A 24,534-nucleotide genomic window follows, 5' to 3' on the forward strand; every position below is an offset into this window, starting at 1 on the left:
GTATCGGGGCGCGGTTCGAGCGGATGCCTCCACCGAGGCATCCGCTCGACGGGAGCACGTCAGCGCACGGTCTTGCGCGACGTGATCTGACCCGTGTCGAATCCGAGCAGGTGGAGGCCTCCGTGGAAGCGGGCGTGCTCCACCTTGATGCAGCGGTCCATGACGACGGTGAGCCCCTGCTCCTCGCCGTAGTACGCGGCCTCCTCGTTCCAGATGCCGAGCTGCACCCAGATGGTCTTCGCACCGGCCGCGACGACCTCGTCGACGACCTTCGGGATGTCGCTGCCCCGGCGGAACACGACGACGACGTCGGGCACCTCGGGCAGGTCCGTGAGGCTCGCGTACGCCGGCTGGCCGAGGATCTCGGTCTCCATCGGGTTCACGAAGTAGAGGCGGTAGTCGCTCGACTGCTGCAGGTACGTGCCCACGAAGTAGCTCGAGCGCTGCGGCTTCGGCGAGGCGCCGACGATCGCGACCGACTTCGCCGCGTCGAGGATGCGCAGGCGAGCCTTCGCGTCGGGACCCGTCCACGTGCGCTGCGAGCGCAGCAGCTTCGCGAGCGGCGAGTCGGCGGGCAGGTCGCAGCTCAGGCCGTTGACGAGGCGCACGGTCTCGAGCTCGGCCGCCGCCGAGGCATCCGTCTGCGTCGCCTGCCCGGTGATGGTGTCGGTCATCGCGTGCCTCCTGTCGCGGCGGCGAGCGCCTGGTCGAGATCGTAGATGATGTCGTCGACGTCCTCGATGCCGATCGAGAGCCGCACGACGCCGGGCAGCACGCCCGCGTCGACGAGCTGCTGCTCGGTGAGCTGGGCGTGCGTGGTCGACGCCGGGTGGATGATGAGCGTCTTCGCGTCGCCGATGTTCGCGAGGTGCGACGCGAGGTTCACGTTCTCGATGAGCGCCTGGCCCACCTGCCGGCCGCCCTTCACCTCGAAGCTGAACACCGAGCCGGGGCCCTGCGGCAGGTACTTCTTCGCGCGGTCGTGGTGCGGGTGGCCCTCGAGGCCCGCCCAGAACACGCGCTCGACCCGCGGGTCCTCGGCGAGCCACCGGGCGACGGCGCGGGCATTGTCGACGTGCGCCTGGATGCGGTACGGCAGGGTCTCGACGCCCTGCGCGAGCAGGAACGCCGAGTGCGGCGCGAGCGTCGGGCCGATGTCGCGCAGCTGCTCGGCGCGGAGGCGCGTCAAGAAGGCGTACTCGCCGAAGTTGCCCGACCACTCGAGGCCGCCGTAGCTCGGCACCGGCTGGCCGAACAGCGGGAACTTCTCCGAGTGCCAGTGGAACCGGCCCGACTCGACCACGACGCCGCCGAGGGTCGTGCCGTGCCCGCCGAGGAACTTGGTCGCCGAGTGGGTGACGATGTCGGCGCCCCATTCGATCGGGCGGTTGAGGTACGGGGTCGCGATCGTCGAGTCGACGATGAACGGGATGCCGTGGGCGTGGGCGACGTCGGCGAGCGCCTCGAGGTCGGCGATCTCGCCCGAGGGGTTCGCGATCGTCTCGACGAAGAGGGCCTTCGTGTTCTCGCGGATGGCCGCGGCGTAGTCGTCGGCGTCGGAACCGGCGACGAAGGTCGTCTCGATGCCGAAGCGGCGCAGCGTCACGTCGAGTTGGGTGATCGAGCCGCCGTAGAGCTGCGCGGAGGCGACGATGTGGTCGCCGGCTCCCGCGAGCGATGCGAAGGTGATGTACTGCGCGGCGAGTCCGGAGGCGGTCGCGACGGCGCCCAGACCGCCCTCGAGGCTCGCGATGCGCTCCTCGAAGCTCGCGACCGTCGGGTTCGCGAGGCGTGAGTAGATGTTGCCGTACTTCTGGAGGGCGAACCGTGCCGCGGCGTCGGCGGTGTCGTCGAAGACGAACGCACTCGTCTGGTAGATCGGCAGCGCGCGGGCCCCCGTCACCTGGTCGGGGATGTTGCCCGCGTGGATGGCGCGGGTCTTGAAGCCGTATTCGCGGTCTGCCATGCCGAGAACGCTACGCGCACCCGGCGTCCGCCTCGCGCCCGCGGCGTAACCTACGGCAACGGATGCCTCGCACCCGCCCCGTGCACCCGTCGGCGGAGGGGGTCGGTCGGGCCAGGGTGCACAGGGGTTGATCAGGCCGGTTCGCTATCCTGTGATCAGGTCGCCCACCCCGGCGGCCACCGGACGAGGGCACCCAGTACCCGGACACGACGACTGGCACGCGACATCCTTCTCGATGTCGATCTGGTCGGGAGTGAACAGTCATGGCATGGGTCATCCTCATCGTCTCGGGCGTGCTCGAAGCCGTCTGGGCCACCGCACTCGGCAAGAGCGAGGGCTTCACGAAGCTCTGGCCGAGCGTGATCTTCTTCGGCGCCCTCGCCCTCTCCATGGGCGGGCTCGCGTGGGCCATGCGAGACATCTCGACCGGTACCGCCTACGCGGTCTGGGTCGGCATCGGCGCGGCACTCACGGTCGTCTGGGCGATGATCACGGGCGATTCGGATGTCTCGTGGCTGAAGCTCGCCCTCATCGCCGGCCTCGTCGGCTGCGTCATCGGGCTCAAGTTCGTCGACGGCGGCGCCGGCCACTAGCGATGCGCCGGGTGCTCACGCCTCCTGGGCCGGGTGCCAGGCGAGCGCGACCCAGATGAGGAGCGCGTTGAACCCGAAGCCCACGACGATGAGCACGTTGTCGTAGAGGCCCTTGTAGGGCAGCGCTGCGAGGTTGAACAGCACGAGCGCGGCCGAGACGATGACGGTGATCCACTTGAGCGGGGTCGCCGGCACCATGAGCGAGATCGTGATCATCGCGATCGGCACGAGCATGATGAGTGCGGCCAGCACCCACATCCAGCTCGCGGCCGCCCTGTCGCCGATCCTGCCCGGCTCGGCATCACCGGCGAAGATGCGCAGCACGTCGCCGAGCAGGTAGACCAGCATGAGCGAGATCCAGCCGCCGGCGAGGATGACACGGGTCGGGTCCATGGTCAAGCCGCCGCCTCGGCCGACCCGGCCGCCGCGCCCGCGCCCGCGGCCTCCTGCGGATGCAGCACGAGGTTGCCGACCTTGCGGCCCGAGTCGACGCGGGCGTGCGCCTCGGCGAGGCGGTCGAGCGGCATCGTCTCGTCGATGACGACCCGCAGTGCGTCCGCCTCGACGAGGTCGAGCAGGGTCGAGAAGTCCTCGGGTCGCTCGGGTGAGGTGCCCGTCTTCACCGGACCGTGGGCGGTGATCATCTCGCCGAGGCTCGCGACGGCGAGCAGCAGTCGCCCGCCCTCGGCGAGGAGCGGTCGCCCGGTCGCCGGGCTCAGCACGCCCACCGTGTCGAACACGACGTCGAAGCGCTCGCCGCGTGACTCGAGCGACTCGAGCGGCGTCGCGCGGTAGTCGACGACCCGGTCGGCGCCGAGCGCGGTGACCAGTTCGGCGTTCGGTGCGCTCGTGACGGCCGTGACCCTCGCCCCGAAGTGCTTCGCGAGCTGCACGGCGTTCGTGCCGACCGCGCCCGAGGCTCCGACGACGAGCACGTGCTCGCCCGGCCGCACCGCGGCCTTGTCGCGCAGGTAGTGCAGCGCCGTCGCGCCGCCGAACAGCACCCCGGCCGCGTCGTCGAACGACACCCCGTCGGGGATGCGCGCGAGCCGCGAGGCGGGGACCGCGACGAGCTCGGCGTGCGCGCCCATGCGCGCGCCCGTCATGCCGCAGACGCGGTCGCCGACGGCGAACCCGGATGCCGCTGAGGCGATGCCGCCCGCGTGCGGGGCGCCGCCCGTGGCATCACCACCGATCGTCTCGACGAGCCCGGCGAAGACCACGCCGAGCACCCTGGCGCGCGGGCCGTTCACCCCGAGCGCGAGCCTGCCCGGCAGGGCGAAGCCGCGCGGGAACCGGGCGCCGCGGATGCGGGCGTCGCCCGAGTTGACGGTCGCCGCCATGACGCGCACGAGCGCCTCGCCGCGGCGCGCGACGGGATCGGGCACCGTGTCGACCCGTACGACCGACGGCGGACCGTACCGATCGACCACTCCTGCACGCATGTTGCTCCCTTACACCTGTAAGTCCCTGTGTCGATCACGATAGCCTTACAGTCGTAAGGATGCAAGCATCGCCCGAGAACGGAGTCGGCATGGCCCAGCGCACCCCGCTCAGCCGCGAGCGCATCATCGCCGCCGCGATGCAGGTCGCCGACGGCGGCGGCCTCGCGGCCGTCAGCATGCGCAGCGTCGGCAAGGCACTCGGCGCCGAGGCGATGTCGCTCTACCACCACGTCTCCGGCAAGGAGGAACTCCTCGATCTCCTCGCCGACGCGGCGTTCGACGAGATTCCGCTGCTCGAGATCGGCACGCCGTGGCGCGCCGCGATGACCGCCCGCGCCGACACCATGCGCGCCGTGCTCAAGAAGCACTCCTGGGCGCTCGGCCTCCTCGAGTCGCGGTCGGATCCCGGACCGGCCGTCATGCGGCACCACGACCGCGTGCTCGGAGTGCTGCGGCGCGACGGCTTCGACCTCGCGCTCGCCGCACACGCCTACTCGGTGCTCGACGCCTACATCTACGGCTTCGTGCTCACCGAGCTCAACCTGCCGTTCACTCCCGACGTCGGCGCCGACGCCTTCGCCGAAGGGCTCGAACTGCCCGCCGACGAGTACCCGCACCTCGCCGAGATGCTCGAGCAGATGGTCCTCGGGCACGACTACGACTTCGGCGACGAGTTCGGCTACGGCCTCGACCTCGTGCTCGACCAGCTCGAGCTGCGGCTCGCGGCTCAGCAGGCCTGAGTTCGCTCAGCCCCAGCTCGGCAGCCAGAAGTGCAGCTGCCGCACGATGGGCGTGAGCGGTATCCCCGTCCAGATCGGCAGGAAGAACGCCGACACGGCGATCACGACGACGAGGTAGACCCCGACCGTCCAGAGCCCTCCCTGCCGGCGCCAGCGCGGGTCGGTCGGCCTGCCCGCGACGATGCCGATGACGTAGACGAGCGCGAGCACGAGGAAGGGCTCGAACGCGATCGAGTAGAACTGGAACACCGTGCGGTTCAGGTACATGAGCCACGGCAGGTAGCCGGCGGCGAGACCGACGAGGATCGCGGCCGCCTGCCACTCGCGGTACCGCGCGAAGCGGTAGACGAGGTAGAACGCGGCGAGCGCCGCCGCCCACCAGATGAGCGGGTTGCCGACCTCGATGATCGACGAGACCTGCCCGTTCGCGTCGTCGTAGTACATGTTGGTCGGTCGGATCATGAAGAGCCACGTCAACGGATTCGACTGCCAGGGGTGCTCGCTGTGCACGTCGACGTGGTACTGGTAGGCCGAGGAATGGTAGTGCCAGAGGCTCTGCAGCGCCTTCGGCACCCAGGCGAGCGCGCCGGTCCACGCGTTGCCCTCCTCGTCGGCCCAGTGCCGGTAGTAGCCGCCGTCGGTCGTGAGCCAGCCGGTCCACGACGCGAAGTAGACGACCATTGCGACCGGCACGAGCAGCACGAACGTGACGGGCGCCTGCTTGAGCAGCGCCGCGCTCGCCCAGAACGGTACGCCAGCACGGCGGCGGGCGAGAGCGTCGACGACCACCAGGTAGACGCCGAAGGCCGCGAGGAACCAGAGTCCCGACCACTTCACCGCCGTCGCGGCCCCGAACGCGGCGCCCGCGGCGACGACCCATGGCCTCGCCCACAGCGCGGGGCCGAAATGCGGATCCCGACCGGCGCCCCACTCGGCCGCCAGCCGGCGGTCGAGCGCCCGCTCCGCATGCTCGCGATCGATCAGGACGAACCAGAACCCGAGCAGGCAGAAGAGCATGACCCAGTTGTCGAGCAGCGCGACGCGCGACATCACGATCGCGTTGCCGTCGATCGCGAAGAGGAGGCCTGCGACCACCGCGAGCGAGGTCGAGGCGAAGAGCCGCCGCGCCACCATCGTCAGGAGGAAGACCGCGATCGTGCCGGCCAGCGCCGTCGTCGCGCGCCACCAGAACGCGTCGCCCGCGCCGAACGCGGCCATGCCGAGCCCGATGAGCCACTTGCCGAGCGGCGGATGCACGACGTACGCGGGGTCGTCGAGGTAGACGTTCGGGTCGCCGCGGGCGAAATCGGCGTCGGCGCCGTCGGGCCAGCTCGACTCGTAGCCGTTGTGCCAGAGGGTCCAGGCGTCCTTCACGTAGTAGGTCTCGTCGAAGACGATCTGGTGCGGGTGGCCGAGCCCCCAGAAGCGCAGCACTGCGGCGACGAGCGTGACGAGGAGGGGGCCGCCCCACGTCCAGAGTGCGCGACGACGCGGCGTCGCGGTCGCGGCGGCCCACCACTCGTCGAGCCGCGATCCACGCGGCTCGACGTCGGCCTCGTCGGCGTCGTCGAGTCGGGACCCCTGGGGTTCCACCTCGTCGGCCTCGTCGGCGTCGTCGAGTCGGGACCCCTGGGGTTCCACCGTCTCGTCGACACTCATGCGCCCAACCCTAGGACAGACTGGAACCCATGATCATCCTCGCGGCGACCCCCATCGGCAATCTCGGCGATGCGTCGACGCGACTGCGCGAGGCGCTCGGGACGGCGACCGTGATCGCCTCGGAGGACACCCGCGTGACCCAGCGCCTGCTCGCGGCGCTCGGCATCGACAACCGGCCGCGCCTCATCGCCCTGCACGAGCACAACGAGCGGCAGAAGGCGGCCGAACTCGTGGAGCTCGCCCGCGACGACGATCTCCTCGTGCTGAGCGACGCCGGTATGCCGACCGTCTCCGACCCCGGCTTCCCGCTCGTGGCCGCGGCCGCCGCCGCCGGTGTCGTCGTCACGGTGATCCCCGGGCCTTCGGCCGTGGTCACGGCACTCGCCGTCTCGGGGCTGCCCACCGATCGGTTCGCGTTCGAGGGCTTCCTGCCCCGCAAGGCCGGCGAGCGCGGCCGCCGGCTCGCGGAGCTCGCGGGCGACCGGCGCACGCTCGTCTTCTTCGAGGGCCCGTCGCGGGTCGCCGCGAGCCTCGAAGCGTTCGCGGAGGCCTTCGGAGCCGACCGGCCGGCGGCCGTGTGCCGAGAACTCACGAAGCTCCATGAGGAGGTGCGCCGCGGCCCGCTCGGCGAGCTCGTGGCCTGGGCGGCCGACGGCGTGCGCGGCGAGATCGTCATCGTCGTCGGGGGAGCGGGCGACGTCGTGGTCGACGCCGATGCCGCGCTCGAACGGGTGCTCGGCCTCGCGGCATCGGGCACCCGGCTGAAGGACGCCGCCTCGCTCGTCGCCGCTGAGACCGGCCTCGGCAAGCGCGAGCTCTACGAGGCCGCGCTCGCGAGCCGCGACGGGCGCTGAACCGCGCGCCGCAGCCGCCGCCGCAGAACGCTCGCCCCGCGCGCAACCCCTGTCGGTCGGCCCCCGATTGGGGGACAATGGAACCGTTCGCACGATCCAGGAGGTGCGAGATGGCAACCAGAGACGAGTCGCGGGCCTTCACGGCCCGGGCGGTGCGATACGCCGAGTTCGGCGGCCCCGAGGTGCTGCACGTCGACGAGGTGCCGATGCCGGTGCCCGGCGACGGCGAGGTGCTCGTCGAGGTCTTCGCGGCGGGGCTCAACCCCGCAGAGAGCGCGACGAGGCGCGGCGAGCACGACGGCCAGGGCCCGATCGCCCTCCCGGCGATGCAGGGGCGCGACCTTGCCGGGGTGGTCATCGCGACCGGCCCCGACGTCGGGCGGTTCGGCCGCGGCGACGAGGTCATGGGCTTCGTCGAGCGCGGCGCGCAGGCCACGCACGTCGCGGTACCCGAGCGCCAGCTGCTGCCGAAGCCGGCCGGGCTCTCGTGGGAGGTCGCCGGTTCGCTCTACGTCGCCGGCACGACCGCATGGAACGCCGTCGAGGGCCTCGCCCTCGGCCCCGACGACACGGTCGTCGTCACCGCCGCCGCCGGCGGGGTGGGCTGCCTCGCCGTGCAGTTCGCACGGATGCGCGGCGCGACCGTCATCGGCACGACGACCCAGGAGCGCTTCGACTTCCTGCGGCAGTTCGGCGTGATCCCCACGCGATACGGACCGGGGCTCGCCGAGCGGGTGCGGGCGATCGTCGAGGAGACCGAGCATGCGCGACCTGTGAGCGCCTTCCTCGACTTCCTCGGCGGCGAGACCGACGCCGCCGCCGAGCTCGGGGTGGCGAGTTCCCGCACGCTGACCGTGCTCGACCACGAGGCGGTCGAAGCCGACGATGCGGTCGCGGCGGGCACGGGCGACGTCGTCGCGATGGGGCGGGTGGCCGCGCTCGTCGCGGCCCGCCGGGTGCGATTGCCGATCGCCGACGTGTTCGGGCTCGACGGCATCGTCGACGCGTACCGGGCGCTCGACCGGCGCGACGCGCCGGGCAAGATCGTGCTCGGCCTCAGGGTGGTCGATTATCCGGGCCAGAAGGTGCGCGAACCCGCGATCAAGGAGCAGGACGTCACCCTCGGCGTGCCGACCCCGCACGCCCACATGGAGGTGACCGAGGCGATCCCGCCCGCGATCGGCGACGGCAGCGTGCGGCGCCGTCACCGCGAGGAGCACGAGCGGGAGCAGGCGGCGGCGGCCGAGTAGAGCGGGGGTTTCGCGATGCCTCCTCCTTCGCCGGTCGCCGCTCACAGCGGAGGCGAGTAACGCAGACGTGGAGGCATCCCGTGCGCCCGTGGGGTTGAGCGGCCCTGTGGGTCGAGTCCGAAGCCTCCGCAGTAATGCTGCTTCGTGCGCCCATGGGGTTGAGCGGCCCTGTGGGTCGAGTCCGAGGCCTCCGCAGTAATGCTGCTTCGTGCGCCCATAGGATTGAGCGCATGGCCGAAGCCTCCTCGTTCTACATCACCACGCCCATTTTCTACGTGAACGACGTGCCCCACATCGGGCACGCGTACACCGAGGTCGCCGCCGACGTGCTCGCGCGCTGGCACCGGCAGGCGGGCGACGACGCGTGGATGCTCACGGGCACCGACGAGCACGGCCAGAAGATCCTGCGCACCGCGACCGCGAACGGCGTCACCCCGCAGGAGTGGGCCGACAAGCTCGTCGCCGACGCCTGGATCCCGCTGCTCGAGACGGTCGACATCGCGAACGACGACTTCATCCGCACGACCGACGCGCGCCACGAGGCGAACGTGCAGAAGTTCCTGCAGAAGCTCTACGACGACGGTCACATCTACACGGGCGAGTACGAGGGCTACTACTGCGTCGGCTGCGAGGAGTACAAGCAGGAGTCCGACCTCGTCGCGGGCACCGGCGAGTACGAGGGGCAGCAGGTCTGCGCCATCCATTCGAAGCCCGTCGAGCTGCTGCACGAGAAGAACTACTTCTTCCGCACCTCGGCGTTCGCCGAGCGGCTGCTCGCGCTCTACGAGGAGCGCCCCGACTTCGTGCAGCCCGAGTCGGCGCGCAACGAGGTGCTCGGCTGGGTGCGCTCGGGCCTCGCCGACCTCTCGATCTCGCGGTCGACGTTCGACTGGGGCGTCAAGGTGCCGTGGGACGAGACCCACGTCGTCTACGTCTGGTTCGACGCCCTGCTCAACTACATCACCGCCGTGGGCTACGGGCAGGACGACGACGAGTTCTCGCGGCGCTGGCCCGCGCAGCACATCGTCGGCAAGGACATCCTGCGCTTCCACGCCGTCATCTGGCCGGCGATGCTGATGGCCGCCGGCCTCGAGGTGCCGAAGGGCGTCTTCGGCCACGGCTGGCTGCTCGTCGGCGGCGAGAAGATGTCGAAGTCGAAGCTCACGGGCATCGCGCCCGAGCAGATCACGTCGACCTTCGGCTCCGATGCGTTCCGCTACTACTTCATGCGCGCGATCGCGTTCGGCCAGGACGGCTCGTTCTCCTGGGAGGACCTCGCCGCCCGCTACCAGGCCGAACTCGCGAACGGCTTCGGCAACCTCGCCTCGCGCGTCGTCGCGATGATCAACCGGTACTGCGACGGCGTCGTGCCTCGGCAGGGCGCGCTCGAGGCGGCCGACATCGAGATCGGTGCGGTCGAACGACGGGCGACGGATGCCTCGTGGCAGGCCATCGACCGCATCGCGATCCATGAGGCGATCGGTGCGGCGTGGGAGCTCGTCGACGCGCTCAACGGCTACCTCACGGCCGAGGAGCCCTGGGCGCTTGCGAAGGACCCCGAGCGGCGCGACCGGCTCGAGACCGTGCTCGCGACGGCCTACCGCGGGCTCGGCACCCTCGCGGTGCTGCTCTCGCCGGTGCTGCCGAAGGCGACGGCGAAGCTGTGGACGGCGCTCGGCGCGCCCGGCACGGTGCAGGACGCGCGCGTCGACCTTGCGTACGAGGCGGAGCTCGGCGAACGCGTCGCCCCGCTCGAGGCGCTGTTCCCGCGGGTCGAGGTCGCGGAGTAGGTCGGTGCCGCCCTCGAAGACGTCCGGTCAGGGCTACCCGCCGCTGCCCGAGCCGCTGCCCGTCGCGGTCTATGACAACCACACGCACCTCGAACCGAGCGACGACGCACCGCCCGGGCGTCCCGAGACGCTGCTCGACGTGCACGAGCACCTCGAGCGGGCCGCAGCGGTCGGCGTCGCCGGGGCCGTGCAGGTCGGCACCGATGTGGCGACGAGCCGCTGGTCGGCCGCGGCCGCCGCGCGCGAAGCGCGGCTCCTCGCCGCGGTGGCGCTGCACCCCAACGAGGCGCCCGAGCTCGAGGCATCCGGAACGCTCGACGACGCCCTCGCCGTGATCGACGAGCTGGCGGCGGAGCCGCGAGTGCGGGCCGTCGGCGAGACGGGACTCGACTTCTTCCGCACCGGCGACGAGGGGCGGCCGGCGCAGTTCCGCTCGTTCGAGGCGCACATCGACATCGCGAAGCGGCACGGCATCGCGCTGCAGATCCACGATCGAGACGCGCATGACGAGGTCGTCGCGACGCTGCGCCGGGTCGGCGCTCCCGAGCGCACCGTCTTCCACTGCTTCTCGGGCGGCGAGGAGCTCGCCGGCCTCGCGGCCGACGAGGGCTGGTACTGCTCGTTCGCGGGCAACGTGACGTTCAAGAACGCCGAGAACCTGCGCGACGCGCTGCGAGCGGTGCCCCGCGACCGCATCCTCGTCGAGACCGACGCGCCCTACCTCACCCCGGTGCCGCTGCGCGGCCGGCCGAACGCCCCCTATCTCGTGCCGCACACGGTGCGGTTCATGGCCGAGACCCTCGGGGCCCCGCTCGACGAGTTCTGCGCGCAGCTCGCGGCGAACACGGTCGCGGTGTACGGCTCGTGGGAGGATGAGCGGCATGCACCGCCACGAGGCTGAGCCCGCCGACGGCGCCGAGACCGCGACGCCGCGCCTGCTCGGCCCGGCCGAGATCCGCGACCTCGCCGAGCTCCTCGACGTCACGCCCACGAAGAAGCTCGGGCAGAACTTCGTCCACGACGCGAACACGGTGCGCCGCATCGTGCAGACCGCCGGCGTGCAGCGCGGCGAGACCGTGCTCGAGATCGGGCCCGGGCTCGGCTCGCTCACGCTGGGCCTCCTCGAGGCCGGCGCCGAGGTCGTCGCCGTCGAGATCGACGGGCGCCTCGCCGAGCAGTTGCCGCACACCGTCGCGATCATGCAGCCGGGCACCTCGCTCACCGTCGTGCACCAAGACGCGCTCAAGGTCGTCGAACTGCCGGCCGACCCGGTGCGACTCGTCGCGAACCTGCCCTACAACGTCTCGGTGCCGGTGCTGCTGCACCTGCTCGAGCACTTCCCGTCGCTCGTGTCGGGCATCGTCATGGTGCAGGCCGAGGTCGGTCACCGGCTCGCGGCCGAGCCCGGGTCGAAGGTCTACGGCGCGCCGAGCGTCAAGGCCGCCTGGTACGGGCGCTGGCGAACGGCCGGCCAGGTGTCGCGCATGGTGTTCTGGCCCGTGCCGAACGTCGATTCGGTGCTCGTGGGCTTCGAGCGCGCCGAGCAACCGGGCACCGAGGTCGAGCGCGTCGCGACGTTCGCACTCGTCGACGCCGCCTTCCAGCAGCGGCGCAAGATGCTGCGTCAGTCGCTCTCCGGCGTGCTCGGCGGCAGCTCGTCCGCCGCGGCCGAGGTGCTGACGGCAGCCGGCGTCGACCCGCAGGCGCGCGGCGAGCAGTTGAACGTCGACGACTTCCTGCGCGTCGCGCGCACCGCGGCATCCGCCTGACGTCTCGGCGACTGCGTCGGGTCTCGACGTGGCGGCGCCGTCCGCACGCGCGGCCGCGCGCCCCGGCGAGATGTCGGAGATTCCGGGCGCAAGCGGGCGCCGAGCGGCATATCGCACGGTTCTTCCGACCCGCCTGCCGTCGGCCGGGTTGGGGTGAGCGCGACGCGGACGGGTGACGCAGACGGCCGTTATTCTCGTCGCATGGCGAAGACGACGGTGGGGGCGAACGCCGATGGCGTCGGCGACGACGCGGTGGGCGCGGCGACGGGGCGGCCGCGAGAGGAGTGGTTCGCGGTGCTCGACGAGGCGGGCGCCGAACAGTTGACGCACCAGCAGATCGCGACCCGGTTGGCCACCCTGCACGGGGTCGACCCCTGGTGGGCGCAGAACGTGACCGTGGCCTACGAGCAGGCCCGCGGCATCCGCCGTCCAGGGCAACGGCAGGACGGCACCTATGAGGCGAGCGTCACCCGCACCGTCGACCTCGAGAAGGCCGACGGTCTGCGTGCGCTCGCGACGCTCGTCGAACGCGAGCTGGGGGTGGCCCCGCTCGCGCTCAACCTCGGTGCGAAGCATCCCACCGCCCGTTTCCCGCTCGAGAGCGGCGAGTTCGTGCTCGCCTCGGCGAGCGAGCGCGCCGGCGGACGCAGCTCGATCGGCCTCACCTGGGGCCGCATGCCCGACGACGAGCGCCTCGCGGACGTGAAGTCGCGCATGCGGGCGTGGCTCGCCGAGGTCGGCTGAGCGCGGCGCGCGCGGTCGGCGCCCGGACGCCGTCGGGTAGCGTGGGGGCATGACGATCGCCTGGGCCGACGAGGCAGTGCACGTTCGGGCGCCCGGCAAGATCAATCTGTTCATGCGCGTCGGCGCGGTGCAGTCCGACGGCTACCACGATGTCGCGACCGCGTACCAGGCCGTCTCGCTCTACGAGGACGTGCGCGCCTGGCCCGACGACGAGTTCAGCGTCGCGTTCGGCGGCTCGATCGACGTCTCCGGCCTCCCGACCGACGGCTCGAACCTCGCGATCAAGGCGGCGAAGCTGCTGGCGCGCACCGTCGGCGTGCCGGGCGGCGTGCGGCTCGAGATCGAGAAGCACGTGCCGATCGCCGGCGGCATGGGCGGCGGCAGCGCCGACGCGGCGGCGACCCTCGTCGCGTGCGACGCCCTCTGGGGCACAGGCCTCACCAAGGAGGAACTGCACGCGCTCGCGGCCAAGCTCGGCGCCGACGTGCCGTTCGCCCTCTCCGGCGGCACGGCCATCGGCACCGGCCGCGGCGACCGGCTGAGCCCGGCGCTCGCGACCGGTTCGTTCCACTGGGTCCTCGCGGTCGCCGAGTTCGGCCTCTCGACGCCGGGGGTCTACCGCGAACTCGACCGCCGGCGCGAGGCGCACCCCGAGACCGACCCGGGCGACGTGACCCCCGCCGTCGACGCGGAGGTGCTGCACGCACTGCGAGCAGGCGACGCGCGCATGCTCGCCGACGCGCTGCACAACGACCTGCAGGCGGCGGCGCTCGGGCTGGCGCCCGGGCTCGGCGGCATCCTCGAGCTCGGCGAGGCGCACGGAGCGCTGGCCGGGATCGTCTCCGGATCCGGCCCGACGGTGGCGTTCCTCGTCGAGGACGCCGATTCGGCGATCGAGCTGCAGGTCGCGCTGTCGGCCGCGCGGCTCAACGCCGTGCACGTGCACGGCGCCGTGCACGGCGCGCGCCTGGTCGCCGGGTAGGGAACCGGATCGGGACCGTGGTCCCGGTGCGCTCATCTCGAGACGGCGCCCGGGCGCCGGTTCGACCTGCCGCCCGCGTCGCCACTGCGCCGACCGCGGAGACGTCGTGCGTCGCCGCCCGAGCGACGGGCGGCTAGGCTCGTTCGGTCATGGCACACCTCCTCGGCGCCGAGCGCCTGCATCTCGAGTTCCCGACGCGTACCGTCTTCGACGAGGTGACCCTCGGCATCGACGAGGGCGACCGCATCGGCATCGTCGGCCGCAACGGCGACGGCAAGTCGACGCTCCTGAAGCTGCTCGCCGGGCGCCTCGAACCCGACGGCGGCCGCGTCACCCAGCGGCGCGGCCTGCGCATCGGCATGCTCGACCAGGCCGACATCGTCGACCCGGGCAAGACCGTGGCCGAGGCAGTCGTCGGCGGCATCGACGAGCACGTGTGGGCCGGCGACGCGAAGGTGCGCGACGTCATCTCGGGCCTGCTCGCGGATGTCCCGTGGCAGGCGCCCATCGCAAGCCTCTCGGGCGGGCAGCGGCGCAGGGTCGGGCTCGCGGCACTCCTCGTGGGCGACTGGGACGTGCTGTTCCTCGACGAGCCGACGAACCACCTCGACGTCGAGGGCATCGCCTGGCTCGCACGCCACCTGAAGCAGCGCTGGACGGCGACCGCCGGAGCGGTCGTCGTCGTGACCCACGACCGCTGGTTCCTCGACGAGGTCTGCACCGCGACCTGGGAGGTGCACGACGGCATCGTCGAGCCCTTCGAGGGCGGGTACGCCGCGTACATCCTGCAGCGGGTCGAGCGCGACCGGATGGCCGCGGCGAGCGAGGCGAAGCGCCAGAACCTCATGCGCAAGGAGCTCGCGTGGCTGCGCCGCGGCGCCCCTGCCCGCACCTCGAAGCCGAAGTTCCGGATCGAGGCGGCGAACCAGCTCATCGAGAACGAGCCGCCCGTGCGCGACGCCGTCGAGCTCAGCCGGCTCGCGGTCTCGCGGCTCGGCAAGGACGTGGTCGACCTGCTCGACGCGACGGTCGAGTACCCCGGACTCGACGGGGCGCCGCGCACGGTGCTCCGCGATGTCGAGTGGCGGATCGCGCCGGGGGAACGCACCGGCATCCTCGGCGTCAACGGCGCCGGCAAGTCGACGCTGCTCGGCCTGGTCACCGGCGCGGTGACGCCGACCTCGGGCCGCGTCAAGCGCGGCAAGACGGTCAAGATCGCGACGCTCAGCCAGGAACTCGCCGAACTCGCCGAGTGGGGCGACGAACGCGTGTCGGCGGTCGTGGCCGAGCAACGGGCGAGCTACACGATCGGACAGGGCTCGAAGGCCGTCGAGCTCACGCCCGGGCAGCTGCTCGAGCGCCTCGGGTTCTCGAGCCAGCAGCTGTCGACCCCGGTGAAGAACCTCTCGGGCGGGCAGAAGCGGCGGCTCCAGCTGTTGCTGATCCTGCTGCAGGAACCCAACGTGCTCATCCTCGACGAGCCCACCAACGACCTCGACACCGACATGCTCGCTGCCATCGAGGACCTGCTCGACTCCTGGCCGGGCACGCTGCTCGTGGTCTCCCACGACCGCTACCTCATCGAGCGCGTCACCGACCGGCAGCTCGCGGTGATCGACGGTCACCTGCGCGACCTGCCGCGCGGAGTTGAGCAGTACCTGGAGCTGCGCAAGACGGCGGATGCCTCACGGCCGACGCCGTCCGCATCCGAGCGCCGAGGTTACGAGGCGCACGCTTCGCAACCGGCCCAGCCGGTCGCGACGGGATCCGGGAGCGCGCCCTCCCTGGCGGGCGCCGATCGCCGGGCCGCCGAGAAGGAGCTCGCCTCGATCGACCGTCGGCTCGAGAAGCTGCAGGGCGAGATCGCCCGGCATCACGAGCAACTCGCCCGTCACGACCAGTCCGACTACGTGGGGCTCGGCGCGCTCGGCGACGAGCTGCGCGAGCTCGAGGCATCCGTGGCCGATCTCGAGACGCGTTGGCTCGAAGTATCTGAGCTGCTCGAGGGGTGACGTCGCAGAAGCTGTGACGCAGTGTGACCATGTGGTCAACAGGGCGAAGATGCTTCGCCTAACGTGGAGATGCGCCCGCGTTCGCGGCATCGAAGCCCCCACCGACATCCTCCGTGGCGGAGCCATGCCGGCACCCAGCCGATCAGGCCCTCGTTCGCGTGCGCCCACCGAGAGAGGAACCCCATGTCACGCCGTACCCGCATCACCTCAGTCATCGCCGCGCTCGCCGCGGTGCCCCTCGTCGCCACGCTCGCGGCCTGCGCCTCGAACGGCGCCGCCGGCGCCGAGGCCGGCTCCGACGACGTCGTGAAGATCGGCGTGGTCGGCGCGGGCGACCCCCAGTGGGACGCGTTCGAGAAGGCCGCGGCCGACGAGGGCATCAGGATCGAGATCGTGAACTTCACCGACTACGCGCAGCCGAACCCCGCGACGACCGAGGGCGAGCTCGACCTCAACCAGTTCCAGCACATCGTCTACCTCGCCGACTACAACGTGTCGGCCGGTGAGGACCTGGCACCGATCGGCGCGACGGCGATCTACCCGCTCGGCCTCTACTCGACGAAATACGAGTCGGTCGACGACATCGAGAAGGGCGAGACCGTCGCCGTGCCGAACGACGAGTCGAACCAGGCCCGCGCGCTGCTCGTGCTGCAGTCGGCCGGCCTCGTCGAGCTGAAGAGCGGCGGCACGATCTTCAGCGATCTCGCCGACATCGACGAGGCGAAGTCGAAGGTGAAGGTCACCGCGCTCGACGCGGCCCTCACCCCGACCTCGCTGCCCGACGTGGCCGCCGCCGTCATCAACAACGACTTCGTCGAGGACGCCGGGCTGAAGTTCGAGGACGCGATCGCGAAGGACGACCCGACCGACCCGAACGCGCTGCCCTACGTCAACATCTTCGCGACCCGCGCCGAGGACAAGGACAACGCGACGTACAAGAAGCTCGTCGAGATCTTCCAGACCGACCCCGACGTGCAGGCCGGCCTCATCGAGGCCTCGGGCGGCACGGGTGTGCCGGCGACCACTCCGGTCGCCGACCTCGAGGACTCGCTCGCGAAGGTCCAGGCCGACACCGAGGCGCACTCGGGCTGATCGTCTGCTCGTCTGCTCGTCTCCCGACGGGGACGACGATCGCCGCGGGCGGTGGGCGCCGAATCAGTGCCCACCGCCTGCGGCGTTCCATGCGGGCCACAAGCCCAGGAGGAGAACCACCATGGCGCTCGTCGCGCTGAAGAACGTCACCAAGGCGTATCCGCCCCAAGGTCGTGACGGGGCTGAGATCGTCGCCGTCGACGACGTCACCCTCGACATCGAGCCGGGCGACGTCTACGGCATCATCGGCTATTCGGGAGCGGGCAAGTCGACCCTGCTCCGGCTCGTGAACGCGCTCGAGCCCGCCACCGCCGGATCGATCGAGATCGACGGCCGCGAGATCGTGGGCCTTCCCGAACGCGAACTGCGCGGCATCCGCCTCGGCATCGGCATGATCTTCCAGCAGTTCAACCTGTTCGGCGCGAAGACCGTCGCCGGCAACATCGCCTACCCGCTCAAGGTGGCCGGGTGGTCGAAGGCCGAGATCGAGCCCCGGGTCGCCGAACTGCTCGAGTTCGTCGGGCTCGCCGAGAAGGCGAAGGCGTTCCCCGACCAGCTCTCGGGCGGCCAGAAGCAGCGCGTCGGCATCGCCCGGGCGCTCGCGACGTCGCCACGGCTGCTGCTCGCCGACGAGGCGACGAGCGCACTCGATCCCGACACGACGCAGGAGGTGCTCGAACTCCTCAAGCGCGTCAATCGCGAGTTCGGCGTCACGATCATCGTGATCACCCACGAGATGGACGTCATCCAGTCGATCGCGACGAAGGTCGCCGTCATGGACGGCGGCCGCGTGATCGAGAACGGCGAGGTCTTCGACGTGTTCTCGAGGCCGCGGAACGCGTCGTCGCAGCGGTTCGTTGCGACGGTCGTGAAGGGCGTGCCGTCGCCCGCCGAGCTCGCGGTGCTGCGCGAGCGCCACGAGGGCCGCATCGTCACGATCTCGTTCCGCGACAGCGACGCCTCGCAGGCACAGGTCTTCGTCGAGCTCGCGAACGCGGGGCTCGACTTCGAGCTCGTCTACGGCGGCATCAACGACATCCAGGGGCGAGCGTTCGGCCACCTGACGCTCGCGATCAGGGGGGCGGATGCCTCCATCGACAGCGTGCTCGCCTCGATCGCGTCGCGCGCGGAAGTGACGGAGGCCCGCTGATGGATCGCCTGTTCGAGCTCGGCCCCGATTTCTGGACCGCCGCCTTCGAGACGCTGTACATGGTCGCACTGACGCTGCTCATCGGCGGCGCGATCGGGCTCGTGCTCGGCATCGTGCTCTACGCGTCGCGTGCGGGCGGCCTCATGCCGAACCCGATCGTCTACAACGTGCTCAACGTCGTCATCAACTTCTTCCGCCCGATCCCGTTCATCATCTTCATCGCCGCCGTGCAGCCGCTCGCCCGCTACGTGATCGGCATCGGCATCGGCAACGACGCCATGAGCTTCTCCCTCTCGATCGCGGCATCGTTCGCGATCTCGCGCATCGTCGAGCAGAACCTCGTCACCGTGTCGCCGGGCGTCATCGAGGCGGCACGGGCGATGGGCGCCGGGCCGGTCAGGATCCTGCGCACGGTCGTCATCCCCGAGGCGCTCGGACCGCTCATCCTCGGGTACACGTTCATCGTCGTCGCGATCGTCGACATGACCGCGATGGCGGGGTTCATCGGCGGCGGCGGGCTCGGCAACTTCGCGCTCGTCTACGGCTACCGCCAGTTCGAGCCGGCGATCACGTGGGCCGCGCTCCTGCTCATCGTGGTCTTCGTGCAGGCGCTGCAGTTCCTCGGCAACTGGCTCGCCCGCAAGGTGATGCGCCGGTAGCGGCTCGGACGGCGTCGAGTCGTTCGTTCGCAGCGGTCGCGGGCGGTCGTGGGCGCCGTTCGTCGGCGCTCGGCGGTGATCTGCGCTCTGCGGTCTTCACCCGGTGCGGTCTCTGGTGCGCTCTGCGGTCATCACCCGGTGTGATGATCGGCTCGTGGTGATCGGTTCAGTGTGATCTGTGGCGCGCCCTGCGGTGCTCAGCCCGGTGTGGTGATCGGCCCGGTGCAGTGATCGGCCCGGTGGCGTCGATGGGACTGGTCAGAACGGCGCGTTCGGTGGGTACTCATCGCCGTCCGGCTCGACGTTCGGCCGGCGCGATGCGTCGTCGGCAACCCGACCCGGCACGGTTGGCTCGCGGTGATCGCGGCAATCACGGTGATCGCGGTCATCGGCCGGCCGTGGTGTCGTCGGTATCGGTTCGGCCGGATGGGTCGCGTAGACCCGCCCCGAAGACGAGCGCCACTCGAGGATGCCGCCGCCACGGTGCACGACCGACCAGGCCGTCTCGTGTTTCAGGTGATGATGCCCGGCGCAGAGGTGCGCGAGGTTGTCGTGCGCGGTCGGATTGCCGTCGGCGTAGTCGCGGGTGTGATCGATCTCGCTGCGACCCGCCGGCCTGTTGCAGCCGGGGAAGCGGCAGGTGCCGTCTCGCACCCGCAGCCAGCGGCGCAGGTCGGCCGGCGGTCGGTAGCTCGCACGGTCGACATCGAGCACCGCGCCCGTCACGGGGTGCGTGAGCAACCGGGTGAACGAGGGAGCGGTCGCGGTGAGGCGTCGTGCGGTGTCGGCGTCGATCGGCCCGTAGCCGTCGAGGTGCCCCGGCGTCTCGTCGAGCCCCATGAGCGTGAAAACCGGAACGGTGACATGCACCGTCGCACGCGCCGACGCGATCGCCTCCGCTCCGCGGTCGCCAGCGGGGAGAAGGCCGAAACGGAGGAGGTCGCCGGCGAAGTCGGCGCGAAGTTGCTCGTGGTTGCGGTCTTCATCACCGCGGCCGGCGCCGCCAACCCGACCGCTCACGCCCCTGACGTCGGCGCCGGCGGCGGTGTGTGCGGCGTCGTCGAGCCGCACGAAGATGCTCAACGCATCGGCCGCCGGCAGGAGCACGTGCAGCCAGGCCATGCCGTCGGTGGCGGGCTCGAATTCGACTCGCCGGGTCTCGCGGGCGGCCCGATGCCGTTCTGACGTCGTCTCGGCGAGGAGCTCTTCACGAAGTCGGCGGGCTTTGCCCCGCAGTTTCGCCGCAGTGAGGTCGGCCCCGAGCGCGGCGAGGCGCTCGTCGAGCTCGGCACGCACGCGCGGCCGGTCGGCGAGATCGCAGCCGGCGCCGACGATGACCCGAGCGTGCTGCATCGTGAGTTCGCCGCGTCGCAGCGCCGACAGGGTGGCCGGCAGCTGGTTCGACAGCACCCACGCTTCGTCGATCTCGCGCTGCATCGTGCGCTCTGGGGTTCGCAGCGCGGCCGCGAGTTCGGCCACGACGCTGCGGCGCGCCATCTCGTCGCGACGCGCGGGCGACAGCGACGCCGACACGAATGCGCCGGCATGGCGCAGTGCGAAGGCGACGGTCATCGCGATCACGTCGATGTGCATGGCGCGATGCATCGCCTCGATGCGTTGCGCTCGCACGGCGGCGTCGACGAGGACGGCGAGGCCCTCTTGCGCACGAGCGAACGGGGACATCTCGGAGGGGGGTGGGAACGCTGCGGGTGACGGCGCGACGGGCACCGCGAGTCCTCCGGGAACGGAGGTGGTGTGCTCGTCGAAGGCCATGCCCCATCGTATCAAGATTCGAATGAATGTTCGAGTGTTTCGCCGAGTGAATGCGCGGCCGCGACGCGCTGCGAATGCGAACGTTCGGGCCCGGGACGCGGCCGGACGTCGGTGCGAGACGCCGGTCCGCCCAGGGCCCACCCGGCAGACGGCACCTCGAGCATGCGCCGAGGAGTCGGGCGCACGACCCATCCTCCACAGGCGCTGCTCCGCGGCATCCGTCACGAATCGGGCCGTCGCGGGCGGCACCACCCCGGCGCGCCCGCAGGATCGACGCATGACCGACCGAGACGCCGACACCGAACCGACGAGCCAGTGCAGCACCGACCCGCATCTGCCCGACGTACCCGTGATGACCGACGCTGCACTGCAGGACCGGGTCGAGGAGCTCATCCAGCGGGCGTTCCGCCGTCAATTGTGGACGCTCTTCTTCGATGACGAGGGCTACCAGTTGCTCATGATGCCGATGGCCGACTACCCCGGTGCCCCCGACGGGCCGACCCCCGAGGGCACCGCCGCGCAGCTGCTGGCGAACCGCGTGGCGTACGTCTGCGACTTCATCGGGGCGACGCGGGTCGCCTTCGCCTGGGAGCGCCGCGGTCCCGAGCGGAGCACTCCTGTCGACCGCGAATGGGCGTGCGGACTGGCAGCGGCCTGCCGGAACGAGCACGTCGAGGTGTGGTCGCAGTTCATCGTGCACGACGGCGGCGTCCGCTGGTTCGCGCGCGACGACGACGCCTGACCGGGTGCCTCCGGGCGAGGGCGCCGGCGGACTGCGCTCAGCCCGCGTCGAACCCGAGGCTGAGCTTGCGCAGGAGGCCCGCGAGCCGCTTCTGCTCGGCCGCGGGCAGTCGCGCCAGCAGCTCGGCCTCGGCGTCGACCAGCCGGGTGATCGCGGCGTCGACACGGGTGAGCCCCGCGGGGCTCATCTCGACGAGGATGCCGCGGCCGTCGTTGGGGTCGGTCTGGCGGGTGACCAGCCCGCGCTCGACGAGCCGGTCGATGCGGTTCGTCATCGTGCCGCTCGACACGAGCGTCTGCTGCAGCAACTGCTTGGGGGAGAGCCGGTACGGCGCCCCGGCACGGCGCAGCGCCGAGAGCACGTCGAACTCGCTGGCCTCGAGCTCGGACCGGGCGAACGCCTGGCGGCGGGCGCGATCGAGGTGCTTCGAGAGCCGCGCGACCCGCGAGAGCACCTGCAGCGGGGCGAAGTCGAGATCGGGGCGCTCCCGCTCCCAGTCGTCGACGATCCGGTCGACCTCGTCAGCATCTCTCACCTCGCCATTATCCCGCCGGTCGGGGCGTCAGCCGGTGCGGATGCCTCGGCGGGCGTTCTGACGGCCGCGGCCGGCGCCGTTCGGGCCCCGGCCGCCATGGCAGACTTGATGTCGCGCGAGCCGAGCCGCCCGCGCGTTCCGCCATGGTGTAACGGCAGCACGACAGCCTTTGGAGCTGTGAGGACCAGGTTCGAATCCTGGTGGCGGAGCCCGCCCGGCCGCGATCGGGTTACCCGTGACACCGCGGCCGACGCCGAGACATCCGCCAGCAACCGACAGGAAGCCCGAATGACCGACCAGAACCTCGCGATCATCGTCCTCGCCGCCGGCCAGGGCACCCGCATGAAGTCGTCCCTGCCGAAGATGCTGCACCCGATCGCGGGCACGCCGCTCGTCGGCCACGTGCTCGCCACGGCGAAGGCGCTCGACGCGGCGCACGTGCTCGCCGTCGTGCGGCACGAGCGCGACCGCGTCGCCGCCGCCGTCGAGGCCGAGTTCCCGGGCATCGTCATCGTCGACCAGGACGAGGTCGACGGTACCGGCCGCGCCGTGGAGCTCGCCGTCGCCGCCCTGCCCGACGACTTCGACGGCGACGTGCTCGTCCTGAACGGCGACGTGCCGCTGCTCGACGCCGACACCCTCGCCGGGTTCCTCGAGCAGCACCGCGGCACGGCCTCCGCCGCGTCCGTGCTCTCGGCCGTCTACGACGACCCCACGGGCTACGGTCGCATCGTGCGCGGCGACTCGGGTGCCTTCGACCGCATCGTGGAGCAGAAGGACGCCAGCGAGGCCGAGCGGGCGATCGCCGAGATCAACGCCGGCATCTACGCCTTCGGCGCCTCGGCGCTGCGCGACCAGCTCGCGAACCTCACGACCGACAACGCGCAGGGCGAGAAGTACCTGACCGACGTCATCGGGCTGCTCCGCGCGGCGGGCTCGGAAGTCGAGGCCGTGCCCGTGTCCGAGCCGTGGCTCGTCGCGGGCGTCAACGACCGCGCACAGCTGTCGGAGACCGCGGCACGGCTCAACGCGCTCATCGTTCGCGGCTGGCAGCTCGCCGGCGTCACGATCGACGACCCCGCGACGACGTGGATCGACCTGGCCGTGAAGATCGAACCCGACGTGACGATCCGCCCCGGCACCCAGCTCAAGGGGGCGACCCTCATCGAGACCGGCGCGATCGTGGGTCCCGACTCGACCCTCGTCGACTGCGAGGTCGGTGCCGGCGCCCACGTGAAGCGCACCGACGCCACGCTCGCCGTGATCGGCGCCGGCGCGACCGTCGGCCCGTGGTCGTACCTGCGCCCCGGCACGGTGCTCGGCGCCGACGGCAAGATCGGGGCGTTCGTCGAGTCGAAGAACACGACGATCGGCGAGGGCAGCAAGGTGCCGCACCTCTCGTACGTCGGCGACGCGACCATCGGCCGCGGCGTGAACCTCGGCGCCGGCACGATCACCGCGAACTACGACGACGTCAACAAGCACCGCACCGAGATCGCCGACGAGGTGCACACGAGTTCGCACACCGTGCTCGTCGCGCCCGTTAGGCTTGGTCCCGGAGCGAAGACCGGCGCAGGCGCGATCGTCCGGAAGGACGTTCCCGCGGGGGCACTGGCCCTCAGCGTCGCCCCTCAGCGCAACATCGAGGGGTGGGTCGAAGAACATCGGCCCGGTACGGAGGCGGCTCGTGTCGCCGCCGAGGCGCGGTCCGTCGAACGAGGCGAGTGAGCAGAAGGCGAACCATGGGGCGCAAGAAGAAGGTCGTTGACCTCGACCGAGAGAACAACATCGCACCGGGGCTGCAGGCGAAGACCAAGAAGCGACTCGTCGTCGTGTCGGGTCGCAGCGATCCCGCGCTCGCCGCACAGGTCGCCGCGACGCTCGGCACCGAACTCGCCCCGACCGAGCACCGCACGTTCGCGAGCGGTGAGATCTACACCCGCTTCGAGGTGTCGGTCCGCGGGTGCGACGTCTTCGTGGTGCAGTCGTTCGGCCCGCCCGTCAACGAGTGGCTCATGGAGCTGCTCATCATGCTCGACGCGCTGAAGCGCGCCTCGGCGAAGCGCATCACCGTCGTCGCCCCGTACTTCCCGTACTCCCGGCAGGACAAGAAGGGTCGCGGCCGCGAGCCGATCTCGGCGCGCCTCGTCGCCGACCTGCTGAAGACGGCGGGGGCCGACCGCATCATGAGCGTCGACCTGCACGCCGCGCAGATCCAGGGCTTCTTCGACGGCCCCGTCGACCACCTCTTCGCGAAGCCGGTGCTGCTGCGCCACTTCCAAGAGAGCCTGTCGGCCGACGACCGCACCAAGCTCACGGTGGTCTCGCCCGACATGGGTCGCGTCCGCGTCGCCGACACGTGGGCCGACGAGCTCGGCGCTCCGCTCGCGATCATCCACAAGCGCCGCGACCCGAAGGTCGCCAACCAGGTCACCGTCCACGAGATCGTCGGCAACGTCGAGGGCCGCGTGTGCCTGCTCGTCGACGACATGATCGACACCGGCGGCACGATCGTGAAGGCCGCGCAGGCCCTGAAGGAGAACGGCGCCGAGAAGGTCATCGTCGCGGCGACGCACCCGATCTTCAGCGACCCCGCGACCGAGCGCCTGCAGGACCCGGCGATCGACCAGGTCGTCGTGACCGACACGATTCCGCTCCCGCCCGAGCGACGCTGGGCCGGCCTCACGATCCTGCCGATCGCACCGCTGCTCGGCCGCGCGATCCGCGAGGTGTTCGAAGACGGCTCGGTCACGAGCATGTTCAACGGCGAGGCCTGATC

Annotated in this window: 23 protein-coding genes and 1 tRNA gene; 17 read left to right on the forward strand and 7 right to left on the reverse strand. The window is 71.2% G+C overall.

The window, feature by feature from the left end; all coding sequences use genetic code 11:
* Positions 1-59 precede the first annotated feature (59 nt).
* On the reverse strand, positions 60-674 hold the full coding sequence (locus PX701_RS04440; protein WP_231430323.1) for a CoA-binding protein: 615 nt from the start codon (positions 672-674) through the stop codon (positions 60-62).
* Positions 671-1,966 (reverse strand): O-acetylhomoserine aminocarboxypropyltransferase/cysteine synthase family protein, encoded by a 1,296-nt coding sequence (locus PX701_RS04445; protein WP_231430324.1) that lies wholly within the window; start codon positions 1,964-1,966, stop codon positions 671-673. Before PX701_RS04445 ends, PX701_RS04440 begins: the two co-directional genes overlap by 4 nt.
* A 263-nt stretch (positions 1,967-2,229) precedes the next feature.
* Here PX701_RS04445 and PX701_RS04450 point away from each other — a divergent pair, with 263 nt between their 5' ends.
* Positions 2,230-2,559 carry a DMT family transporter gene (locus PX701_RS04450; protein WP_231430325.1) on the forward strand — a complete coding sequence of 110 codons (330 nt, stop codon included), beginning with the start codon at positions 2,230-2,232 and terminating at the stop codon, positions 2,557-2,559.
* 15 nt (positions 2,560-2,574) lie between these two features.
* Here the strand turns inward: PX701_RS04450 and PX701_RS04455 are convergent, their stop codons facing one another.
* Positions 2,575-2,952, reverse strand: coding sequence for a hypothetical protein (locus PX701_RS04455; protein WP_275505610.1), 378 nt, complete (start codon positions 2,950-2,952; stop codon positions 2,575-2,577).
* Between the two features lie 2 nt (positions 2,953-2,954).
* Positions 2,955-4,004 (reverse strand): NAD(P)-dependent alcohol dehydrogenase, encoded by a 1,050-nt coding sequence (locus tag PX701_RS04460; RefSeq protein ID WP_275505611.1) that lies wholly within the window; start codon positions 4,002-4,004, stop codon positions 2,955-2,957.
* A gap of 59 nt (positions 4,005-4,063) precedes the next feature.
* Here PX701_RS04460 and PX701_RS04465 point away from each other — a divergent pair, with 59 nt between their 5' ends.
* A complete protein-coding gene (locus PX701_RS04465; RefSeq protein WP_275505612.1) occupies positions 4,064-4,744 on the forward strand; it encodes a TetR/AcrR family transcriptional regulator in 681 nt (226 codons plus the stop codon).
* A 6-nt stretch (positions 4,745-4,750) separates the two neighbouring features.
* Here PX701_RS04465 and PX701_RS04470 read toward each other — a convergent pair whose 3' ends face one another.
* The gene (locus PX701_RS04470) at positions 4,751-6,403 is read right to left on the reverse strand and encodes a dolichyl-phosphate-mannose--protein mannosyltransferase (RefSeq protein WP_275505613.1); all 1,653 of its coding nucleotides are present in this window, start codon (positions 6,401-6,403) and stop codon (positions 4,751-4,753) included.
* Between the two features lie 29 nt (positions 6,404-6,432).
* Here PX701_RS04470 and rsmI point away from each other — a divergent pair, with 29 nt between their 5' ends.
* From rsmI to PX701_RS04525, 11 genes are all read left to right on the forward strand, one after another.
* Positions 6,433-7,257, forward strand: a complete 825-nt coding sequence (gene rsmI, locus PX701_RS04475) for a 16S rRNA (cytidine(1402)-2'-O)-methyltransferase (RefSeq protein WP_275505614.1) — start codon at positions 6,433-6,435, stop codon at positions 7,255-7,257.
* Between the two features lie 110 nt (positions 7,258-7,367).
* Entirely contained in the window at positions 7,368-8,507 is a 1,140-nt protein-coding gene (locus PX701_RS04480) for an NADP-dependent oxidoreductase (protein WP_231430331.1), read from the forward strand.
* A 230-nt stretch (positions 8,508-8,737) separates the two neighbouring features.
* Positions 8,738-10,297, forward strand: a complete 1,560-nt coding sequence (gene metG, locus PX701_RS04485) for a methionine--tRNA ligase (RefSeq protein WP_275505615.1) — start codon at positions 8,738-8,740, stop codon at positions 10,295-10,297.
* Positions 10,298-10,301: 4 nt separating this feature from the next.
* Complete coding sequence (locus PX701_RS04490; RefSeq protein ID WP_231430333.1) at positions 10,302-11,198, forward strand: TatD family hydrolase; 897 nt, start codon at positions 10,302-10,304, stop codon at positions 11,196-11,198.
* A complete protein-coding gene (gene rsmA, locus PX701_RS04495) occupies positions 11,179-12,066 on the forward strand; it encodes a 16S rRNA (adenine(1518)-N(6)/adenine(1519)-N(6))-dimethyltransferase RsmA (RefSeq protein WP_275505616.1) in 888 nt (295 codons plus the stop codon). Before PX701_RS04490 ends, rsmA begins: the two co-directional genes overlap by 20 nt.
* Positions 12,067-12,267: 201 nt before the next feature.
* Complete coding sequence (locus PX701_RS04500; RefSeq protein WP_275505617.1) at positions 12,268-12,810, forward strand: hypothetical protein; 543 nt, start codon at positions 12,268-12,270, stop codon at positions 12,808-12,810.
* Between the two features lie 49 nt (positions 12,811-12,859).
* Positions 12,860-13,792 (forward strand): 4-(cytidine 5'-diphospho)-2-C-methyl-D-erythritol kinase, encoded by a 933-nt coding sequence (locus PX701_RS04505; RefSeq protein WP_231430336.1) that lies wholly within the window; start codon positions 12,860-12,862, stop codon positions 13,790-13,792.
* A 149-nt stretch (positions 13,793-13,941) separates the two neighbouring features.
* Positions 13,942-15,804 (forward strand): ABC-F family ATP-binding cassette domain-containing protein, encoded by a 1,863-nt coding sequence (locus PX701_RS04510; RefSeq protein ID WP_275505618.1) that lies wholly within the window; start codon positions 13,942-13,944, stop codon positions 15,802-15,804.
* Positions 15,805-15,987: 183 nt separating this feature from the next.
* Positions 15,988-16,896, forward strand: a complete 909-nt coding sequence (locus PX701_RS04515; RefSeq protein ID WP_275505619.1) for a MetQ/NlpA family ABC transporter substrate-binding protein — start codon at positions 15,988-15,990, stop codon at positions 16,894-16,896.
* Positions 16,897-17,017: 121 nt separating this feature from the next.
* Positions 17,018-18,046, forward strand: coding sequence for a methionine ABC transporter ATP-binding protein (locus tag PX701_RS04520; RefSeq protein ID WP_231430339.1), 1,029 nt, complete (start codon positions 17,018-17,020; stop codon positions 18,044-18,046).
* Complete coding sequence (locus PX701_RS04525; RefSeq protein WP_275505620.1) at positions 18,046-18,705, forward strand: methionine ABC transporter permease; 660 nt, start codon at positions 18,046-18,048, stop codon at positions 18,703-18,705. The genes PX701_RS04520 and PX701_RS04525 overlap by 1 nt, the downstream gene beginning before the upstream one ends.
* Before the next feature lie 258 nt (positions 18,706-18,963).
* On the opposite strand, the gene PX701_RS04530 is transcribed toward PX701_RS04525, so the two are convergent.
* A complete protein-coding gene (locus PX701_RS04530; protein WP_275505621.1) occupies positions 18,964-20,478 on the reverse strand; it encodes an HNH endonuclease signature motif containing protein in 1,515 nt (504 codons plus the stop codon).
* A 277-nt stretch (positions 20,479-20,755) separates the two neighbouring features.
* Here PX701_RS04530 and PX701_RS04535 point away from each other — a divergent pair, with 277 nt between their 5' ends.
* Positions 20,756-21,220, forward strand: a complete 465-nt coding sequence (locus PX701_RS04535) for a hypothetical protein (protein ID WP_231430344.1) — start codon at positions 20,756-20,758, stop codon at positions 21,218-21,220.
* A 37-nt stretch (positions 21,221-21,257) separates the two neighbouring features.
* Here the strand turns inward: PX701_RS04535 and PX701_RS04540 are convergent, their stop codons facing one another.
* On the reverse strand, positions 21,258-21,755 hold the full coding sequence (locus PX701_RS04540; protein WP_231430345.1) for a MarR family winged helix-turn-helix transcriptional regulator: 498 nt from the start codon (positions 21,753-21,755) through the stop codon (positions 21,258-21,260).
* Positions 21,756-21,892: 137 nt separating this feature from the next.
* On the opposite strand from PX701_RS04540, the gene PX701_RS04545 reads away from it, so the two are divergent.
* The 3 genes from PX701_RS04545 (at position 21,893) to PX701_RS04555 (ending at position 24,532) form a co-directional block, all read left to right on the forward strand.
* Positions 21,893-21,964: transfer RNA gene (locus PX701_RS04545), tRNA-Gln, on the forward strand.
* A 79-nt stretch (positions 21,965-22,043) separates the two neighbouring features.
* Positions 22,044-23,483: a bifunctional UDP-N-acetylglucosamine diphosphorylase/glucosamine-1-phosphate N-acetyltransferase GlmU gene (gene glmU / locus PX701_RS04550; protein ID WP_231430346.1), complete on the forward strand. Its 1,440-nt coding sequence runs from the start codon at positions 22,044-22,046 to the stop codon at positions 23,481-23,483.
* 14 nt (positions 23,484-23,497) lie between these two features.
* Complete coding sequence (locus tag PX701_RS04555; protein ID WP_231430347.1) at positions 23,498-24,532, forward strand: ribose-phosphate diphosphokinase; 1,035 nt, start codon at positions 23,498-23,500, stop codon at positions 24,530-24,532.
* The last annotated feature ends 2 nt before the right edge of the window (positions 24,533-24,534 follow it).

It is taken from the genome of Agromyces chromiiresistens, from assembly GCF_029167465.1.
GTDB lineage: Bacteria > Actinomycetota > Actinomycetes > Actinomycetales > Microbacteriaceae > Agromyces > Agromyces chromiiresistens.

Coding starts and splice junctions, on each gene's coding strand:
- rsmA (WP_275505616.1), top strand. CDS start 11,179: ATGCACCGCCACGAGGCTGAGCCCGCCGACGGCGCCGAGACCGCGACG.
- PX701_RS04535 (WP_231430344.1), top strand. CDS start 20,756: ATGACCGACCGAGACGCCGACACCGAACCGACGAGCCAGTGCAGCACC.
- PX701_RS04555 (WP_231430347.1), top strand. CDS start 23,498: ATGGGGCGCAAGAAGAAGGTCGTTGACCTCGACCGAGAGAACAACATC.
- PX701_RS04445 (WP_231430324.1), bottom strand. CDS start 1,966: ATGGCAGACCGCGAATACGGCTTCAAGACCCGCGCCATCCACGCGGGC.
- PX701_RS04480 (WP_231430331.1), top strand. CDS start 7,368: ATGGCAACCAGAGACGAGTCGCGGGCCTTCACGGCCCGGGCGGTGCGA.
- glmU (WP_231430346.1), top strand. CDS start 22,044: ATGACCGACCAGAACCTCGCGATCATCGTCCTCGCCGCCGGCCAGGGC.
- PX701_RS04510 (WP_275505618.1), top strand. CDS start 13,942: ATGGCACACCTCCTCGGCGCCGAGCGCCTGCATCTCGAGTTCCCGACG.
- PX701_RS04505 (WP_231430336.1), top strand. CDS start 12,860: ATGACGATCGCCTGGGCCGACGAGGCAGTGCACGTTCGGGCGCCCGGC.
- PX701_RS04525 (WP_275505620.1), top strand. CDS start 18,046: ATGGATCGCCTGTTCGAGCTCGGCCCCGATTTCTGGACCGCCGCCTTC.
- PX701_RS04465 (WP_275505612.1), top strand. CDS start 4,064: ATGCAAGCATCGCCCGAGAACGGAGTCGGCATGGCCCAGCGCACCCCG.
- PX701_RS04500 (WP_275505617.1), top strand. CDS start 12,268: ATGGCGAAGACGACGGTGGGGGCGAACGCCGATGGCGTCGGCGACGAC.
- PX701_RS04440 (WP_231430323.1), bottom strand. CDS start 674: ATGACCGACACCATCACCGGGCAGGCGACGCAGACGGATGCCTCGGCG.
- rsmI (WP_275505614.1), top strand. CDS start 6,433: ATGATCATCCTCGCGGCGACCCCCATCGGCAATCTCGGCGATGCGTCG.
- PX701_RS04520 (WP_231430339.1), top strand. CDS start 17,018: ATGGCGCTCGTCGCGCTGAAGAACGTCACCAAGGCGTATCCGCCCCAA.
- PX701_RS04460 (WP_275505611.1), bottom strand. CDS start 4,004: ATGCGTGCAGGAGTGGTCGATCGGTACGGTCCGCCGTCGGTCGTACGG.
- metG (WP_275505615.1), top strand. CDS start 8,738: ATGGCCGAAGCCTCCTCGTTCTACATCACCACGCCCATTTTCTACGTG.
- PX701_RS04470 (WP_275505613.1), bottom strand. CDS start 6,403: ATGAGTGTCGACGAGACGGTGGAACCCCAGGGGTCCCGACTCGACGAC.
- PX701_RS04530 (WP_275505621.1), bottom strand. CDS start 20,478: ATGGCCTTCGACGAGCACACCACCTCCGTTCCCGGAGGACTCGCGGTG.
- PX701_RS04515 (WP_275505619.1), top strand. CDS start 15,988: ATGTCACGCCGTACCCGCATCACCTCAGTCATCGCCGCGCTCGCCGCG.
- PX701_RS04450 (WP_231430325.1), top strand. CDS start 2,230: ATGGCATGGGTCATCCTCATCGTCTCGGGCGTGCTCGAAGCCGTCTGG.
- PX701_RS04455 (WP_275505610.1), bottom strand. CDS start 2,952: ATGGACCCGACCCGTGTCATCCTCGCCGGCGGCTGGATCTCGCTCATG.